The following is a 17,833-nucleotide window of genomic DNA, read 5'->3' as shown; positions in this document are numbered from 1 at the left end:
CGCATTCTACAGCAGCCTCATTTGCTGTCAAGTGATTATTTTCAGAAGTTTTCGAAGATTTCTTCAACAACTTCAACCACTTGCGCTTCCGATCTCTCGTTAGCGGGAGGCGAATTCTACAGCGTTACACGCTGCTGTCAACACCTCTTTTTCTCCGCCTTCGACCGAGAAGATCGAACCGTTGAAAGCACCAGAAAACCGGCATTTCCAACTCCTTCCAGGCTTCGATGAACTGAAGCGATCCACTATCGAAACCTACTTAACTCATTGAATCTTAAGGAGTTTTCCGTTTCGACTGCGCCGGAAGTGGGGCGAATTATAGACCTCTGGAATTCGCCGTCAACCCTTATTTTCATAAATCTGTCATATCGGTCAAAAAAGCCCTGAAACGCGAAGGCCGACCTTAAAAGGTCGGCCTTCTTTGCACTGCCCTACTACTTACAAGCTAGGGAATGCGAACTGCGACGCCTCATGGCTCGCGCGCTGCGGCCAGCGCTGAGTGATCGCCTTGCGACGGGTATAGAAGCGCACACCATCCGGACCGTAAGCATGCAGGTCGCCGAACAGCGAGCGCTTCCAGCCGCCGAAGCTGTGGTAAGCCACCGGCACCGGCAGTGGAACATTGACGCCGACCATGCCGACTTCGATCTCGTCGCAGAACAGACGTGCCGCTTCACCGTCACGAGTGAAGATGCAGGTGCCGTTGCCGTATTCGTGATCGTTGATCAGTTGCATCGCCTCTTCCAGGCTGTTCACCCGGACGACGCACAGCACCGGCCCGAAGATCTCTTCTTTATAGATGCGCATCTCAGGTGTGACGTTGTCGAACAGGCAGCCACCCAGGAAGAAACCTTCTTCATGACCGGCAACGCTCAGACCACGACCGTCGACCACCAGGGTCGCGCCCGCCGCCACGCCGTCTTCGACATAACCGCTGACCTTGTCACGCGCCTGACCGGTTACGAGCGGCCCCATATCCAGACCACAAGAAGTGCCGGCACCGATTTTCAGCGCCTTGATCTGAGGAACCAGTTTGGCCACCAGTGCGTCGGCAACCTGGTCACCCACACACACGGCCACCGAGATCGCCATGCAGCGTTCGCCGCAGGAACCGTAAGCCGCACCCATCAGTGCGCTGACCGCGTTGTCCAGATCCGCATCCGGCATCAGCACCGCGTGGTTCTTCGCGCCGCCCAGTGCCTGAACGCGCTTGCCGCGCTTGGTGCCTTCGGCATAGATGTACTCGGCAATCGGGGTCGAACCCACAAAACTCAGCGCTTTGACTTCCGGCGCTTCAATCAGCGCGTCCACCGCAGTCTTGTCACCGTGAACCACGCTCAGCACGCCTTTTGGCAGGCCGACTTCCAGCAACAGTTGCGCGATCAGCAGGGTCGAGCTTGGGTCGCGCTCGGACGGCTTGAGGATGAAGCAGTTGCCGCAAACGATCGCCAGCGGATACATCCACAGCGGCACCATCGCCGGGAAGTTGAACGGGGTGATGCCGGCCACCACGCCCAGCGGCTGGAAGTCCGACCAGGCATCGATGTTCGGGCCGACGTTGCGGCTGTACTCGCCCTTGAGGATTTCCGGCGCTGCGCAGGCGAATTCGACGTTCTCGATGCCGCGCTTCAGTTCACCGGCAGCGTCTTCCAGGGTCTTGCCGTGTTCTTCGCTGATCAACTGCGCGATGCGCGCTTCGTTCTGCTCCAGCAGTTGCTTGAAACGGAACATCACCTGGGCACGTTTGGCCGGTGGCGTGTTGCGCCAGGCCGGGAACGCAGCCTTGGCGGCATCGATGGCGTGCTGGATGGTTTCGCGGCTGGCCAGCGGCAGCTTGTGGATAGCCTGACCGGTAGACGGGTTGAACACATCGACCGCGCGACCGTTCTCGGTCACCAGTTCGCCATTGATCAAATGCGGGATAACGCTCATCGGATAACTCCTGAATTCTTGTACGCAGATGCCCGCAAGGGGCGCCTGCTGTTTGCGTATCTATATAGAAGGAAAAATCAGTCGAGCTTGTTCAGCACTTCGCCGACCGCGTCGAACAGACGATCGAGGTCCTGCGGTTTGCTGTTGAAGGTTGGGCCGAACTGCAGGGTGTCGCCGCCGAAGCGAACGTAGAAGCCGGCCTTCCACAACGCCATCCCGGCTTCGAACGGACGCACGATGGCGTCGCCGTCACGGCCCGCGATCTGGATTGCACCGGCCAGACCGAAGTTACGAATGTCGATGACGTTCTTCGCGCCTTTCAGGCCATGCAGGGCATTTTCGAAATGCGGCGCGACTTCAGCCACGCTCTGCACCAGGTTTTCCTTTTGCAGCAGGTCGAGTGCCGCAAGACCTGCGGCGCAAGCCACCGGGTGCGCCGAGTAGGTGTAGCCGTGCGGGAATTCCACGGCGTATTCCGGGGTCGGCTGGTTCATGAAGGTCTGATAAATCTCGGAGCTGGCAATCACCGCGCCCATCGGGATCGCGCCGTTGGTGACTTGCTTGGCGATGCACATCAGGTCCGGGGTCACGCCGAAGGTGGTGGCGCCGAACATGGTGCCGGTACGACCGAACCCAGTGATCACTTCGTCGAACACCAACAGAATGTTGTGCTGATCGCAGATTTCACGCAGACGCTTGAGGTAGCCCTGTGGCGGAACCAGCACGCCAGCGGAGCCGGCCATCGGCTCAACGAACACCGCTGCGATGTTCGAAGCATCGTGCAGCTCGATCAGCTTCAGCAGCTCATCGGCCAGGGCGATACCGCCCTGCTCCGGCATGCCACGGGAGAACGCATTGCTCGCCAGCAGAGTGTGCGGCAGGTGATCGACATCCATCATCGCCTGACCGAACAGCTTGCGGTTGCCGTTGACGCCGCCAAGGCTGGTGCCGGCGATGTTCACACCGTGATAGCCACGGGCGCGGCCGATCATCTTGGTCTTGGTCGACTGGCCTTTCAGGCGCCAGTAGGCGCGGACCATTTTCACCGCGGTATCGGCGCACTCGGAACCGGAGTCGGTGAAGAACACGTGATTCAGATTGCCCGGCGTCAGGTCGGTGATTTTCTCCGCCAGCTGGAACGACAGCGGATGGCCGAACTGGAAGCCCGGCGAGTAATCGAGGGTGCCCAACTGCTTGGCCACCGCTTCCTGGATTTCCTTGCGGGTATGCCCGGCGCCGCAGGTCCACAGACCGGACAGCGAGTCGTATACCTTGCGGCCCTTGTCGTCGATCAGCCAGCTGCCTTCGGCACCGACGATCAGACGCGGGTCGCGCTGGAAGTTGCGGTTGGCGGTGTACGGCATCCAGTGCGCGTCCAGCTTCAGTTGGCTGGCCAGTGGCGACGGCGCGTTTTCAGGCATGTTCATCGGGCAAAACCTCGCAGGGCAATAAGCTTCAGAGCGATAGAAAGCGTTGTTGCAGCTAAATTGCCACGGGGATAAAGTCGGTGAAATTCAACTCTTCTAACCTTCAGTTAGAACTCTGCTAAACAATGAGCACAACATCATGAGCAGCCGCCGCCCAGATCCACTGGCCCAGGTCAGTGACTTTGACATTCGCCTGCTGCGGATTTTTCGCAGCGTGGTGGAGTGCGGTGGCTTCTCGGCGGCGGAAACCGTACTCGGCATCGGTCGCTCGGCGATCAGCCAGCAGATGAGTGATCTGGAACAACGTCTCGGCCTGCGTCTGTGCCAACGCGGGCGCGCCGGTTTCTCCCTGACCGAAGAAGGCCGCGAGGTCTATCAATCGGCGTTGCAGCTACTAAGTGCACTGGAAAGTTTCCGCACCGAGGTCAATGGCCTGCACCAGCACTTGCGCGGCGAGTTGATCATCGGCCTGACTGACAACCTCGTCACCCTGCCCCACATGCGCATCACCCACGCATTGGCCCAATTGAAGGAACGCGGGCCGGACGTGCAGATCCAGATCCGCATGATCGCCCCCAACGAAGTCGAACAAGGCGTGCTCGACGGACGCCTGCATGTCGGCGTGGTGCCGCAGGCCAGTGCGTTGTCGGGACTGGAATACCAGCCGTTGTACAGCGAGCGCTCGTTGCTCTACTGCGCGGTCGGCCATCCGCTGTTTTACGTCGATGACAAACAACTGGATGACGAACGCTTGAACAGTCAGGACGCCATCGCCCCGACCTTCCGTTTGCCGGCGGAGATCCAGGCGCACTATCAGGCGCTCAATTGCACCGCCAGCGCATCCGACCGTGAAGGCATGGCGTTCCTGATTCTGACCGGGCGTTACATCGGCTATTTGCCGGATCACTATGCCAGTCTCTGGGTTCAACAAGGTCGCTTGCGCGCGCTCAAGGCCAGTACCCGCTTCTATGATTTGAGCCTGGCCTCGGTCACCCGCAAGGGTCGCCGCCCTCATCTGGTACTGGAAAGCTTTCTCGAAAGCCTCGCCGCCACCCGCTGACGACCGGGGTTTTCTTCGCCCGGGGCTTGTCCCGCGCCGGTGGTTGCGCTATCAACGCAACTGGTTGCACCCCACAGACAAACCCGGAAGTGCCTATGACCTTTGAAGTCCCAGCCCACGGCGGCAAACCCGCCAGCCGCATTCGTCAGAAGAACGAAGAGACCATCATCAAAGCCGCCGAAGACGAGTTCGCCCGTCACGGGTACAAAGGCACGAGCATGAACACCATCGCCACCAAGGCCGGGCTGCCAAAGGCGAATCTGCATTACTACTTCACCAACAAGCTCGGGTTGTACGTGGCGGTGCTGAGCAACATCCTTCAATTGTGGGACAGCACCTTCAATACCCTGACGGCCGAGGACGATCCGGCCGAAGCGCTGACCCGCTACATCCGCGCGAAAATGGAATTCTCCCGTCGCCAGCCGCAAGCGTCGCGGATCTTCGCGATGGAAGTGATCAGCGGCGGCGAATGCCTGACCGAATATTTCAACCAGGATTACCGCGCCTGGTTCCAGGGCCGCGCCGGCGTGTTCCAGGCCTGGATCGACGCGGGCAAGATGGACCCGGTCGACCCGGTGCACCTGATCTTCCTGTTGTGGGGCAGCACCCAGCATTACGCCGACTTCGCCACCCAGATCTGCCGGGTGACCGGTCGCAGCAAGTTGACCAAACAGGATATGGAAGACGCCGGCAACAACCTGATCCGCATCATCCTCAAAGGCTGCGGCCTCACTTCTTCTATATAAGTCGTTTTATGCCATTCACCCTCAGCGGCTTTTGCGAATTCCGCGAAGAGATTCGCAAAAGCCGTTTCATCACCTTCGCCGCGCCGATCGGCAGCCCCGCGGAGGCGCAAGCCTTCATCGAGCAGCACAGCGACTTGAACGCTTCGCATAATTGCTGGGCGTGGAAACTCGGCGATCAGTACCGCAGCAACGACGACGGCGAACCCGGCGGCACTGCCGGGCGGCCGATTCTCGCGGCCATCGAAGCGCAGGACTGCGATCAGGTCGCGGTGCTGGTGATCCGCTGGTACGGCGGCATTCAGCTGGGCACCGGCGGCCTGGCCCGGGCCTATGGCGGCGGCGCCAACAAGTGCCTGCAAGCCGCGCCGAAGATGGAATTGATCAGTCGCGTGCCCGTGCGTTGCGCCTGCGCCTTTGGCGAACTGGCGCTGGTGAAGCTGCGGGTCGCGGATCTGGGCGGATTGGTGGTCGAGGAAAACTTCACCGCCAATGGTGTCGAGTTGCAACTGGCCGTGGGCGAAGCGCACATCGAGTTGTTGCAAACTCAGTTGGCCGATCTGAGCCGTGGGCGAATCCTGCTGCAGCGTTGAAGCCCCGCCATGTTTTAGGGCACAAGCCGATGTGCTTAAACCCGCAACTTGCCCACATCCGCTGTGCACCCGGCTGTGGATAACCTGAGCACAGGAGGCTGTAACCCTTCTGTCACGTGGCTTTGCGGGATTTGCTCACTTTTCGTCCAATCGCTCATCACAATGAACAATTTCACGTAAAAACAATCGCTTAGCGTTGTTTATCGCCTTTAGAAGAAAGCCCGCCAGTGCTTATGCCCTGGATTTTGTCTTGCGCACAAATACTGTGGAGCAACCTGTGGATAAGCCGTTCATGGCTGGCGCAGTCGCAGGTTCTGCATGGCTTCGGCGCGGTTGCTCGTTTTTTGATCAGCCAGTTGCGGGCAAAACTGGAGCCTGATCAAAGGCTTTGCCCTCAAGTGGTGCCGTGCAGGCAACCGAATTCGATTCACAGGCTCTGCGCCACAGGCTGGCAAACAGCAGCCACCTGCGTTCCTGACTCAATGGCCAGGAAATTGCTTTATCCACAGGCACAACTCCAAGCAACCCGAGCCTGTCATGCCAAACCCCACGTCCACACCGCGCCTGCAACTGCGCCACATCAGCAAACGTTATCCCGGATGCCTTGCCAATGACGCCATCGACCTGAGCATCGCCCCCGGCGAAATCCACGCGCTGCTCGGTGAAAACGGCGCGGGTAAAAGCACGTTGATGAAGATCATCTACGGCGTCACCCAGGCCGATTCGGGTGAGATGCTGTGGCAGGGTCAACCGGTGATCATGCGCAACCCGGCCCAGGCGCGGCAGTTGGGCATCGGCATGGTGTTCCAGCATTTCTCGCTGTTCGAGACCATGAGCGTGGCGCAGAACATTGCATTGGCGATGGGTGCAGCGTCCGGTTCGCCGAAACAGCTTGAGGCGAAAATCCGTGAAGTGTCGCGCCGATATGGCATGGCGCTGGAACCCCAGCGACTTGTCCACAGCCTGTCGATCGGCGAGCGGCAACGGGTCGAGATCGTGCGTTGCCTGATGCAGGACATTCGCCTGCTGATTCTCGATGAGCCGACCTCGGTGCTCACGCCGCAGGAAGCCGACGAGTTGTTCATCACCCTGCGCCGGCTCGCGGCCGAGGGCTGCAGCATTCTGTTCATCAGCCACAACTCGGCGAGGTGCGCGCCTTGTGTCACAGCGCTACGGTGTTGCGCGGCGGCCGGGTGGCCGGGCATTGCGTACCGGCCGACTGCACCGACCGGCAACTGGCGCAATTGATGGTGGGCGACGCCGCGACCTTGATCGGCGAGTTCACGAAGGTCACCGGTGGCGCGGCGTTTTTGCAGGTCAGCGGTCTGAACTGGCACAACCCGGATCCGTTCGGTTGCTCCCTGAGCGACATCGATCTGCAGGTGCGCAGCGGTGAAATCGTCGGCATCGCCGGCGTGGCGGGCAACGGGCAGGACGAGCTTCTGGCATTGCTCAGCGGCGAGCAAACACTGCCCCGCGATGCAGCGCAAACCATCCGCTTCCGCGAACTCGCCGTCGCCGATCAGCGCCCGGATGCCCGACGCAAACTCGGCCTGGCGTTCGTCCCCGCCGAACGCCTCGGGCATGGCGCGGTGCCGGACATGAGCCTGGCGGACAACGCCCTGCTCACCGCCTTTCAACAAGGCTTGGTCAGCAACGGTTTGATCGAGCGCGGCAAGGTCGAAGCCCTCGCCCAAACGATCATCCAGCGCTTCAGCGTGAAAACCCCGGACACCCAGACCGCCGCCCGCAGCCTGTCCGGCGGCAACCTGCAGAAATTCATCCTCGGCCGGGAAATCCTCCAGCAACCGAAACTGCTGATCGCCGCGCACCCGACCTGGGGCGTGGACGTCGGCGCGGCGGCCACCATTCACCGGGCGCTGATTGCCCTGCGCGATGCCGGGGCGGCGATTCTGGTGATCTCCGAAGACCTCGACGAACTGTTCCAGATCAGCGACCGCCTCGGCGCGCTGTGCGGCGGGCGCCTGTCGGCGTTGCAGGACACGGCGCAAACCCGCCTCAGCGACGTCGGCGGCTGGATGGCCGGCCAGTTCGACACCCCTCAATCACAACCGGCCACGGTTTAACGGAGTTTTCCCATGTTGCTTTCCCTCGAACCCCGTGGCCGGCAATCACGCCTGATGCTGTGGTGCTCGCCGGTGCTGGCGGCGGCGCTGACGCTGGTCTGCGGATCGTTGCTGTTCATCGCCCTCGGTCACGACCCGCTGAAAACCCTGCACACGTTATTGATCGCCCCGGTCAGCGACCTGTATGGCGTCTCCGAGCTGCTGGTCAAAACCCTGCCGATTCTGCTGTGTGCGCTGGGGCTGGCGGTGGCCTATCAGGCGCGGATCTGGAACATCGGCGCCGAAGGCCAGTTGCTGCTCGGCGCCCTGGCCGGCAGTGCGCTGGCGGTGAACATCATCGATATGCAAAGCCGCTGGGCACTGGTGCTGATCCTGCTCACCGGCACCGTGGCCGGCGCCGCGTGGGCCGGGCTCACCGCCTGGTTGCGCACCCGCTTCAACGCCAACGAAATCCTCACCAGCATCATGCTCAATTACATCGCGCTGAACCTGCTGCTGTTCTGCGTGCACGGGCCGCTGAAAGATCCGGCCGGGTTCAACTTTCCCGAATCGGCAATGTTCAGCGATGCCAGCCGCCTGCCGCTGTTGATGGAGGACGGGCGCGCGCACATCGGCGTGTATTTCGCCTTGCTCGCGCTGGTCGCGGTGTGGGTGTTGCTGCAGAAAAGCTTCGTCGGTTTCCAGATCAAGGTGCTGGGGCTGGACAAGCGTGCGGCAGGGTTTGTCGGGTTTCGCGAGAAGCGGCTGATCTGGCTCGCACTGCTGATCAGTGGTGGATTGGCGGGACTTGCCGGTGTCTGCGAAGTCACCGGGCCGATCGGCCAACTGGTGCCGCAGGTCTCGCCGGGCTACGGCTACGCGGCGATCACCGTGGCGTTTCTCGGCAGGCTCAATCCGATCGGCATTCTGTTTTCCAGCCTGTTGATGGCGCTGCTGTATATCGGTGGCGAGAGCGCGCAGATGACGCTGAATCTGCCGCAGGCAATCACTCAGTTGTTCCAGGGAATGATGCTGTTTTTCCTGCTGGCCTGTGACGTGCTGATCCTCTATCGGCCACGCCTGAACCTGCGCTGGGTGCGGCGCACTTCTACCACCGCCGTAACCGCCGGAGCGCTGTGATGGATATCGATCTGCTGAGCAATATTTTCTACGCCATGGTGCGCTGCGGTACGCCACTGCTGCTGGTGGCGCTGGGTGAATTGATCTGCGAGAAGAGCGGCGTACTCAACCTCGGTCAGGAAGGCATGATGCTGTTTGGCGCGGTGATCGGTTTCATCGTCGCGTTCAACAGCGGCAACCTTTGGTTGGGCGTCGTGTTGGCGATGCTCGCCGGGATGTTGCTGTCGTCGCTGTTTGCTCTGGTGGCGCTGGTGTTCAACGCCAATCAGGTGGCGACCGGGCTGGCGCTGACGATTTTTGGCGTCGGCCTGTCGACCTTTGTCGGCGCGGCGTGGGTCGGCAAACCGCTGGCCGGTTTCGAGCCGCTGGCGATTCCCTACTTGAGCGCAATCCCGCTGATCGGCCGCATGCTGTTTGCCCAGGATCTGCTGGTGTACCTGTCGTTCGTACTGTTTGCGCTGGTGGCGTGGGTGATCGTGAAAAGCCGTGTCGGGCTGATCATTCAAGCGGTCGGCGAGAACCCGGATGCGGCCAGTGCCATGGGCTTGCCGGTGCTGACCGTGCGCACACTGGCGGTGTTGTTCGGCGGGGCGATGGCCGGACTGGCCGGGGCTTATCTGTCGCTGGCTTACACGCCGATGTGGGCCGAGAACATGACCGCCGGACGCGGCTGGATCGCCCTGGCGCTGGTGGTGTTCGCCAGTTGGCGGGTGTGGCGCTTGCTGCTCGGTGCGTATCTGTTCGGACTCGCCAGCATCCTGCACCTGGTGGCGCAGGGGTTGGGGCTGGCGATTCCTTCGAGTCTGCTGGCGATGCTGCCGTATGTCGCGACGATTCTGGTGCTGGTGTTGTTGTCGCGGGATGCGCTGCGTACACGGTTGTACGCGCCGGTATCACTGGGGCAGCCGTGGCAGGCCGGGCACTAAGCCGTTACGGCTCGCGACAGCGGCCGGACCGGCAACGCCTGAGCGATGCCCCACGCCACTTCGAGAACCAGGAACCCCACCACCAACGAACTGGCGCCGTGGGCCAGGGCATACGTCATCCACGCGGCGAACAGAAACCGCGTCACCGCGTCATAGCGCCCATAAACCGGCTGCGGATCACGAATCCGCAGCACTGCCCACATGCACACCACCGACCCGAACAAATTGGCTATCAACAGATGCGCAGGTTCGAACGGCGGCAGCTCGCCGGGCAGCTCCAGCGCCTGACTCAGCGCCGTCAGCAACCCGTGCAACACAGCAAAACTCCACGGCGTGACAAACGCCGCCGTCACGATCAAGTCATACCAGGCGCTGCCGCGCACCACCTGCCGATATTGCGTTGAAGTCCACATCATCCTTGCTCCGAAAATTCAGGGAGCAACCACGGTAAAGCCTGGAGTATGCTCCAGGGTCAAACACTTTCGAGACCTGCAAGATGCGCATCGGTGAGTTGGCCCAGGCCTGCGATGTCAGCCGTGACACGCTGCGTTTTTACGAGGAGCGCGGATTGATCGCGGCGCAACGCAGCGCCAACGGTTATCGCGACTATCCGCCGGAGATGGTGCAATTGGTGCTCTACATCAAAACGGCGCAGCGTCTGGGCTTTACCCTCGGCGAGATCGGCAGCAGCGTTGGCGCGCTGTGGCAATCGCCAAATCCTGACACCACCGTCACGCAACTGCTGCAAGACAAACTCAAGCTGGTCGAAACCCGCATGGCCGAACTCGGTGAGCTGCGCCTCGAATTGCAGCATCGGCTCGGTCAACGCTGTCCATTGAACCCGTGATCTTTCAACTTTCAAGGAAAGCCCGTCATGTCCGCACTTAATCCTGCCAAGCACGCACTGATCATCGGCGCCTCCCGGGGCCTGGGCCTGGGACTGGTGAAAACCCTGCTGGCCGACGGCTGGCAAGTCACCGCCACGGTTCGCAATCCTTCCAATGCCGAGGCTCTCGAAGCACTGGGCAACGTGCAAATCGAAAAACTCGACATGGACGACCAGCAAGCGGTGATCGCCCTGAGCCAGAAGCTCAAGGGCCAGACCTTCGACCTGCTGTTCGTCAACGCCGGGGTCAAAGGCCCCGAAGTGCAGACCCCGGGCGGCGCGACGCTGGCGGAAGTCGGTCAGTTGTTCTTCACCAACGCGGTGGCACCGATCAATCTGGCCCAGCGCTTTGTCGGGCAGATCCGCGACGGCAGTGGCGTGCTGGCGTTCATGAGTTCGGTGCTCGGCAGCGTGACCATGCCCGACGCGCCGGAACTGGCGCTGTACAAGGCAAGCAAAGCGGCGCTGAACTCGATGACCAACAGCTTCGTCACGCAGTTGGGCGAGCAGAAACTTACGGTGCTGTCGCTGCATCCGGGCTGGGTGAAAACCGACATGGGCGGTGAAGGTGCCGACATCGACGTGGAGACCAGCACCCGTGGCCTGGTGGATCAGGTGGATGCGTTCGCCGGCAAGGGCGGCCATCACTTCGTGAACTACAAGGGTGAAACCATTCCCTGGTAATCACTGGACCCTGTGGGGGCTCACCCCCACAGGGTTATCCCGGTGTCTGGTCGGGTCGGGCTTGCCCGTCGCAACATTTTGTTCGAAACTCCGCACCTCGCCCCTCGCGGCGACCCTGGATCAGCAGACAGGGCAACACTGAGCTGGCAACCCTGAACCCAACTTTCAGAGGAGCCGGCCACAATGCCTGCGACCCGTATCTGGTTAAAAAATCCCCTCGCCATTTTCACGGCCAACGGCCTCGATGCCCGTGGCGGTCTGGTGCTGCAGGACGGTGTGATCACCGAAGTGCTCGGCGCCGGTCAGCAGCCATCGACCCCATGCAATGAAGTGTTCGACGCCCGTGAACACGTGATCCTGCCGGGCCTGATCAACACCCATCACCACTTCTATCAGACCCTGACCCGCGCCTGGGCGCCGGTGGTCAATCAGCCGTTGTTCCCGTGGCTGAAAACCCTGTACCCGGTCTGGGCGCGCCTGACGCCTGAAAAACTCGCCCTCGCCAGCAAAGTCGCGCTGGCCGAGTTGCTGCTGTCGGGCTGCACCACCGCTGCCGATCACCATTACCTGTTCCCGGATGGCCTGGAAAACGCCATCGACGTGCAAGTCGAAACCGTGCGCGAACTGGGCATGCGCGCGATGCTCACCCGTGGTTCGATGAGCCTCGGCGAGAAGGACGGCGGCCTGCCTCCGCAGCAGACCGTGCAGGAAGGCCAGGTAATTCTCGACGACAGTCAGCGTCTGATTCACGAGTACCACGAACGTGGCGACGGCGCGCAAATCCAGATCGCTCTGGCGCCGTGCTCGCCGTTCTCGGTGACCCCGGAAATCATGTCCGCCAGCGCCGAACTGGCGAACAAACTCGATGTGCGCCTGCACACTCACCTCGCCGAAACCCTCGACGAAGAAGACTTCTGCCTGCAACGCTTCGGCCTGCGCACGGTGGATTATCTGGACAGCGTCGGCTGGCTCGGCCCGCGCACCTGGCTGGCCCACGGCATCCATTTCAACCCCGACGAGATTGCCCGCCTCGGCGCGGCCGGCACCGGTATCTGCCATTGCCCGAGCTCGAACATGCGTCTGGCGTCCGGCATCTGCCCGAGTATCGATCTGACCGATGCCGGCGCGTTGTTCGGTCTCGGTGTGGATGGCTCGGCGTCCAACGATGCGTCGAACATGATCCTCGAAGCGCGTCAGGCCCTGTACATCCAGCGCTTGCGTTACGGCGCCGAGAAGATCACTCCGGAACGTGTGCTGGGCTGGGCGACCAAGGGTTCGGCGAGCCTGCTGGGTCGCACCGACATCGGTGAACTGGCGGTCGGCAAGCAGGCGGATCTGGCGTTGTTCAAGCTCGATGAACTGCGCTTCTCCGGCAGCCATGACCCGATTTCGGCGTTGCTGCTGTGCGGCGCGGACCGGGCGGATCGGGTGATGGTCGGCGGCAAATGGCGAGTGGTTGACGGGCAGGTTGAAGGACTGGATCTCAAAGGCCTGATTGCCGATCACAGCCAGGCGGCTCGGCAGTTGATTTCCGGTACCTGATCCAAGCGTAAGTCTCTGATCGTTCCCACGCTCTGCGTGGGAATGCATACCGGGACGCTCTGCGTCCCAGCGTAGGACGCGGAGCGTCCTTTACGGCATTCCCACGCAGAGCGTGGGAACGATCAATTACAACCCAAGCAGCGACAACATGATGAACGTCGCAAACAGCACAAAGTGGGTCATGCCCTCAATGGCATTGGTCTCGCCGTCATTGAGGTTGATCGCACTGACGATCAGCGTGATGAAGATCATCACCGTCTGCACTGGCGTCATCGCCATCTGAAACGGCTGCCCCGTGTAGAGCGCCATCGCTTCCATCACCGGCACCGTCAGAATCACCGTCGACAACGAAGCGCCCATCGCAATGTTGACCACCGACTGCATACGGTTGGCCAACGCCGCGCGCAACGCGGTGAGAATCTCCGGCGCCGCGGAAATCGCCGCCACCAGAATCGCCGTGATCACCGGCGGTGCGCCCGTGCCTTCCAGGCCCAGATCGAGGGTCTTGGACATCACTTCGGCCAGTGCGCCGATCACCACCACACCGAACACCAGAATGCCGATCGACAGCGCCAGGCTGACCGGTTTCGGCTCTTGTTCCACCGGCTCTTTCTTGCGGCGTTTGTCCGGGTAGCTGTAGCTGAAAAAGTAGCTGTGCGGCCCGACCTGCATGCGCAGGAACAACGCATAAAGCACCACCATCGCGCCGATGGTGAAGGCCGAATAGATTTTCCAGTTGGCCTCGGGAATGAACTCCGGCACCACCATCGACACGCCCATGGCGGTGAGAATCATCACGCTGTAACTGCGGGCCGAATCGTCGTTGTAGGACTGCTCGCCATGCTTGATCCCGCCCATCAGCGCGGCGAGGCCGAGGATGCCGTTGATGTCGAGCATCACCGCCGAATAGATCGTGTCGCGCACCAGTGTGGCCGAAGCTTCGTTGCTCATCATGATCGCCAGGATCACCACTTCCACCAGCACGGCGGCTAGGGTCAGGATCATCGTGCCGTACGGGTCGCCGACTTTTTCAGCGAGCAGTTCAGCCTGATGGGCAACGCGCATCGAGGCGGCGACGATGAAGGCGATCAGCACCAGCCCGGCCGTCAGCGCGACGATCTGGCCGCTATGCAGCAGCCAGTGCTCCAGCGGATACGCGACAAGGGCGGCGATCAGGGCCAGCAGCAGAAAGCTTTCTTGCTTGAGGATGGTGAACATGACGGGCCTTTTTGCCGAAGAGTGCGAATGAGCTACTGACTGCGGGGCGGCGCTAACGTTTCGTTACACCTTAGCGCACCAGTGGATGGCAGCTTTATCTACGCCTGCACTTTTATTGGACTTTACGGCCTCTTCGCGAGCAAGCCGGCTCCCACAGGGATCGCGGTGCTTTTGTGGGAGCGGGCTTGCCCGCGATGGGCGCGCCTCGGTTTCAAGCCAGATTGTTGTCCGCTTGGTCAGCCTTTTGCATTGCCCTCCCCACACACAACAAAAGGGAGTTCGCGTTCATGCAAAACCGTCCACTGCAAACACTGCTGTGCATCGCCATGGGCCTTGGCCTCAGCCTGAGCGCCAGTGCCGCCGATCCACTGAAAGTCGGCTTCGTCTACATCGGCCCCATCGGCGACCACGGCTGGACGTATCAGCATGAACAGGGGCGCAAGGCGCTGGCGGAAAAACTCGGCACGCAGATCACCACCAACTACGTGGAAAACGTCGCCGAAGGCGCCGATGCCGAGCGGGTGATCCGCAACATGGCCAAGGACAATTACGACCTGATCTTCACCACATCTTTCGGCTACATGAACCCGACGGTGAAAGTCGCCAAACAGTTTCCCAAGGTGACCTTCGAACACGCCACCGGCTACAAGCAGGACAAGAACCTCGGCACCTACCTGGCGCGTACCTACGAGGGTCGTTACGTCGGTGGTTTCCTCGCGGCGAAGATGACCAAGAGCAAAAAAATCGGCTACGTCGCCTCGTTCCCGATCCCGGAAGTGATCCGCGACATCAACGCCATTCAACTGGCCTTGAACAAGTACAACCCCGGCACCGAAATCAAAGTGGTGTGGGTCAACTCGTGGTTCGACCCGGGCAAAGAGGCCGACGCGGCCAACGCGCTGATTGATCAGGGCGTGGACGTGGTGTTCCAGCACACCGACAGCCCGGCGCCGATTCAGGCCGCCGAGCGGCGTGGTGTGTATGCCGTGGGCTACGCTTCGGACATGGCGCACTTCGGCCCGAAAGCGGTGCTCACCTCGATCGTCAACGACTGGGCGCCGCACTACATTCAGGCGACCCAAAGCGTGATCGACCACAACTGGAAATCCCAGGACTACTGGGGCGGATTGAAGGAAGGCACGGTCGAACTGCCGATCAGCGACCTGGTGCCGGCACCGGTGAAGGCCGAAGCCGAGCAGATCATCGCCGACATCAAGAGCGGCGCTTTGCAACCGTTCACCGGGCCGATCAAGGATCAGGCCGGCGTCGAGAAAATCCCGGCGGGGGTCAGCGCCACCAACGCCGAACTGGCGTCGATGAACTACTACGTCGAAGGCATGAAGGCCGAGATGCCGAAGTAAATTCCAACATCTACCCGGTGATCGTTCCCACGCTCCGCGTGGGAATGCAGCCCGGGACGCTCCGCGTCCCTGCCGAACGCGGACGCGGAGCGTCCATTGAGGCATTCCCACGCAGACGATTCGACGTGGAAACGATCATTAAAGAGCATTCGAAATGAACCAACTCCCGATCATCGACATCTCACCGCTCTACTCCGACGACCAGAACGCCTGGCCGGCCGTCGCCGAACAGATCGACCACGCTTGCCGCGAATGGGGCTTTTTCTACATCAAGGGTCACCCGATTTCTGCGCAGCGCATCGAATCCCTGCTCGATCACGCCCGGCAATTCTTCGCGCGGCCGAGCGCGGAAAAACTCAAGATCGACATTACCCAGACCGTCCATCATCGCGGCTACGGCGCCATCGCCACCGAACAGCTCGACCCGGACAAACCCAGCGATCTCAAGGAAACCTTCGACATGGGCCTGCACCTGCCGGCCGATCATCCCGAGGTGCTGGCAGGAAAACCCTTGCGTGGCCCCAACCGTCATCCGGCCATCCCTGGTTGGGAAGCGCTGATGGAGCAGCACTACCTCGACATGCAGGCGCTCGCGCAAACCCTGTTACGGGCCATGGCGCTGGCGCTGGGCATCGAGCGCGACTTCTTCGATACACGCTTCAACGAACCGGTCAGCGTATTGCGAATGATCCATTACCCGCCGCGCCACACCGCCAGTTCCGCCGAACAGCAAGGTGCCGGCGCGCACACCGATTACGGCTGCATCACGCTGCTGTATCAGGACAGCGCCGGCGGCCTGCAGGTGAAGAACGTCAACGGCCAGTGGATCGACGCACCGCCCATCGACGGCACCTTCGTGGTCAACCTCGGCGACATGATGGCGCGCTGGAGCAATGACCGATATCGCTCGACCCCGCACCGGGTGATCAGCCCTCTCGGGGTGGATCGCTACTCGATGCCGTTCTTCGCCGAGCCGCATCCGGATACCCGTATCGAGTGCCTGCCCGGTTGCCAGGACGCACAGCATCCGGCGAAATATCCGACCACCACCTGCGCCGAATTCCTGCTGTCGCGCTTCGCCGATACCTACGCCTATCGACGGGAGCAGGAAGCGGTGTGATGGATCGGTTGGTCAGGTTTTGCCAATTGTTTCGGCGGGCATCTGTAGAATGCCCGCCATTGCACCTGATGAGAAAAGAATATGTACGACTGGCTCAACGCCCTGCCCAAGGCTGAACTGCACCTGCACCTCGAAGGTTCGCTGGAGCCCGAGCTGCTGTTCGCCCTGGCCGAGCGCAACAAGATCGCCCTGCCGTGGAGCGACGTCGAAACCCTGCGCAAGGCTTACGCCTTCAACAACCTGCAGGAATTCCTTGATCTGTATTACCAGGGCGCCGACGTGCTGCGCACCTCCCAGGATTTCTACGACCTGACCTGGGCCTACCTGCTGCGCTGCAAAGAACAGAACGTGATTCACACCGAACCGTTCTTCGATCCGCAGACCCACACCGACCGTGGCATCCCGTTCGAAGTGGTGCTCAACGGCATCGCCGCCGCGCTGAAAGACGGCGAGCAGCAACTGGGTATCACCAGCGGTTTGATCCTGAGTTTCCTGCGTCACCTGAGCGAAGACGAAGCGCAGAAAACCCTCGACCAGGCGTTGCCGTTCCGTGATGCGTTCGTCGCGGTGGGTCTGGATAGTTCCGAGATGGGTCACCCGCCAAGCAAGTTCCAGCGCGTGTTCGACCGTGCCCGTCACGAAGGCTTCCTGACCGTCGCCCATGCCGGTGAAGAAGGCCCACCGGAATACATCTGGGAAGCCATCGACCTGCTGAAGATCCAGCGCATCGACCATGGCGTACGCGCCATCGAAGACGAGCGTCTGATGCAGCGGATCATCGACGAGCAGATCCCGCTGACCGTGTGCCCGCTGTCGAATACCAAGCTCTGCGTGTTCGATCACATGTCCCAGCACAACATCCTCGACATGCTCGAGCGTGGCGTGAAAGTCACGGTGAACTCCGATGACCCGGCGTACTTCGGTGGTTACGTGACCGAGAACTTCCATGCGCTGCACACCCACCTGGGCATGACTCAGGATCAGGCCAAACGCCTGGCCCAGAACAGCCTGGATGCGCGCCTGGTAAAACCATAAAGAGCAATACAAAAACTGTGGGAGCGGGCTTGCCCGCGATGAGGCCATCACTTCCAACATCAATGTTGACTGACGGTCCGCCATCGCGGGCAAGCCCGCT

15 protein-coding genes and 1 pseudogene are annotated in these 17,833 nt (G+C 61.2%); 12 read left to right on the top strand and 4 right to left on the bottom strand.

The window, feature by feature from the left end; genetic code table 11:
• Positions 1–438 precede the first annotated feature (438 nt).
• Complete coding sequence (locus tag BMZ46_RS14840; RefSeq protein ID WP_074689718.1) at positions 439–1,932, bottom strand: CoA-acylating methylmalonate-semialdehyde dehydrogenase; 1,494 nt, start codon at positions 1,930–1,932, stop codon at positions 439–441.
• 77 nt (positions 1,933–2,009) lie between these two features.
• Positions 2,010–3,359 carry an omega-aminotransferase AptA gene (locus BMZ46_RS14835; protein WP_074689717.1) on the bottom strand — a complete coding sequence of 450 codons (1,350 nt, stop codon included), beginning with the start codon at positions 3,357–3,359 and terminating at the stop codon, positions 2,010–2,012.
• A 139-nt stretch (positions 3,360–3,498) separates the two neighbouring features.
• On the opposite strand from BMZ46_RS14835, the gene BMZ46_RS14830 reads away from it, so the two are divergent.
• The 6 genes and pseudogenes from BMZ46_RS14830 to BMZ46_RS14805 all read left to right on the top strand — a co-directional run bounded on the left by BMZ46_RS14830 (position 3,499) and on the right by BMZ46_RS14805 (position 9,887).
• Complete coding sequence (locus BMZ46_RS14830; RefSeq protein WP_007958517.1) at positions 3,499–4,419, top strand: LysR family transcriptional regulator; 921 nt, start codon at positions 3,499–3,501, stop codon at positions 4,417–4,419.
• A 95-nt stretch (positions 4,420–4,514) separates the two neighbouring features.
• On the top strand, positions 4,515–5,165 hold the full coding sequence (locus BMZ46_RS14825) for a TetR/AcrR family transcriptional regulator (protein WP_011332324.1): 651 nt from the start codon (positions 4,515–4,517) through the stop codon (positions 5,163–5,165).
• Positions 5,166–5,173: 8 nt separating this feature from the next.
• The gene (locus BMZ46_RS14820) at positions 5,174–5,755 is read left to right on the top strand and encodes an IMPACT family protein (RefSeq protein ID WP_074689716.1); all 582 of its coding nucleotides are present in this window, start codon (positions 5,174–5,176) and stop codon (positions 5,753–5,755) included.
• Positions 5,756–6,292: 537 nt separating this feature from the next.
• A pseudogene (locus BMZ46_RS14815) lies at positions 6,293–7,842 on the top strand (ABC transporter ATP-binding protein).
• Between the two features lie 12 nt (positions 7,843–7,854).
• On the top strand, positions 7,855–8,961 hold the full coding sequence (locus BMZ46_RS14810; RefSeq protein WP_074689715.1) for an ABC transporter permease: 1,107 nt from the start codon (positions 7,855–7,857) through the stop codon (positions 8,959–8,961).
• On the top strand, positions 8,961–9,887 hold the full coding sequence (locus BMZ46_RS14805) for an ABC transporter permease (protein ID WP_074689714.1): 927 nt from the start codon (positions 8,961–8,963) through the stop codon (positions 9,885–9,887). The genes BMZ46_RS14810 and BMZ46_RS14805 overlap by 1 nt, the downstream gene beginning before the upstream one ends.
• Here the strand turns inward: BMZ46_RS14805 and BMZ46_RS14800 are convergent.
• Positions 9,884–10,300, bottom strand: a complete 417-nt coding sequence (locus tag BMZ46_RS14800; RefSeq protein WP_074689713.1) for a hypothetical protein — start codon at positions 10,298–10,300, stop codon at positions 9,884–9,886. The two genes, BMZ46_RS14805 and BMZ46_RS14800, sit on opposite strands and share 4 nt — an antisense overlap.
• A gap of 83 nt (positions 10,301–10,383) precedes the next feature.
• Between BMZ46_RS14800 and BMZ46_RS14795 the strand changes: the two genes are divergently transcribed.
• The 3 genes from BMZ46_RS14795 to BMZ46_RS14785 all read left to right on the top strand — a co-directional run bounded on the left by BMZ46_RS14795 (position 10,384) and on the right by BMZ46_RS14785 (position 12,999).
• Positions 10,384–10,734, top strand: a complete 351-nt coding sequence (locus tag BMZ46_RS14795) for a MerR family transcriptional regulator (protein WP_074689712.1) — start codon at positions 10,384–10,386, stop codon at positions 10,732–10,734.
• A 27-nt stretch (positions 10,735–10,761) separates the two neighbouring features.
• Positions 10,762–11,457 (top strand): SDR family oxidoreductase, encoded by a 696-nt coding sequence (locus tag BMZ46_RS14790; protein WP_074689711.1) that lies wholly within the window; start codon positions 10,762–10,764, stop codon positions 11,455–11,457.
• A 183-nt stretch (positions 11,458–11,640) separates the two neighbouring features.
• Positions 11,641–12,999, top strand: a complete 1,359-nt coding sequence (locus BMZ46_RS14785; RefSeq protein ID WP_074689710.1) for an 8-oxoguanine deaminase — start codon at positions 11,641–11,643, stop codon at positions 12,997–12,999.
• A 126-nt stretch (positions 13,000–13,125) separates the two neighbouring features.
• On the opposite strand, the gene BMZ46_RS14780 is transcribed toward BMZ46_RS14785, so the two are convergent.
• A complete protein-coding gene (locus tag BMZ46_RS14780) occupies positions 13,126–14,217 on the bottom strand; it encodes a calcium:cation antiporter (RefSeq protein WP_074689709.1) in 1,092 nt (363 codons plus the stop codon).
• Between the two features lie 287 nt (positions 14,218–14,504).
• Here BMZ46_RS14780 and BMZ46_RS14775 point away from each other — a divergent pair, with 287 nt between their 5' ends.
• The 3 genes from BMZ46_RS14775 to BMZ46_RS14765 all read left to right on the top strand — a co-directional run bounded on the left by BMZ46_RS14775 (position 14,505) and on the right by BMZ46_RS14765 (position 17,733).
• Positions 14,505–15,578, top strand: a complete 1,074-nt coding sequence (locus BMZ46_RS14775; RefSeq protein ID WP_039773225.1) for a BMP family ABC transporter substrate-binding protein — start codon at positions 14,505–14,507, stop codon at positions 15,576–15,578.
• Positions 15,579–15,732: 154 nt separating this feature from the next.
• Positions 15,733–16,698 (top strand): 2-oxoglutarate and iron-dependent oxygenase domain-containing protein, encoded by a 966-nt coding sequence (locus tag BMZ46_RS14770; RefSeq protein WP_039773227.1) that lies wholly within the window; start codon positions 15,733–15,735, stop codon positions 16,696–16,698.
• An 81-nt stretch (positions 16,699–16,779) separates the two neighbouring features.
• Entirely contained in the window at positions 16,780–17,733 is a 954-nt protein-coding gene (locus BMZ46_RS14765; RefSeq protein ID WP_007958502.1) for an adenosine deaminase, read from the top strand.
• Positions 17,734–17,833: the final 100 nt, after the last annotated feature.

It is taken from the genome of Pseudomonas sp. NFIX49 (assembly GCF_900115915.1).
Taxonomy (GTDB): domain Bacteria; phylum Pseudomonadota; class Gammaproteobacteria; order Pseudomonadales; family Pseudomonadaceae; genus Aquipseudomonas; species Aquipseudomonas pharyngis.
Note: the sequence above shows the minus strand (reverse complement) of the source record. Positions and strands in the feature narration are given on the sequence as shown.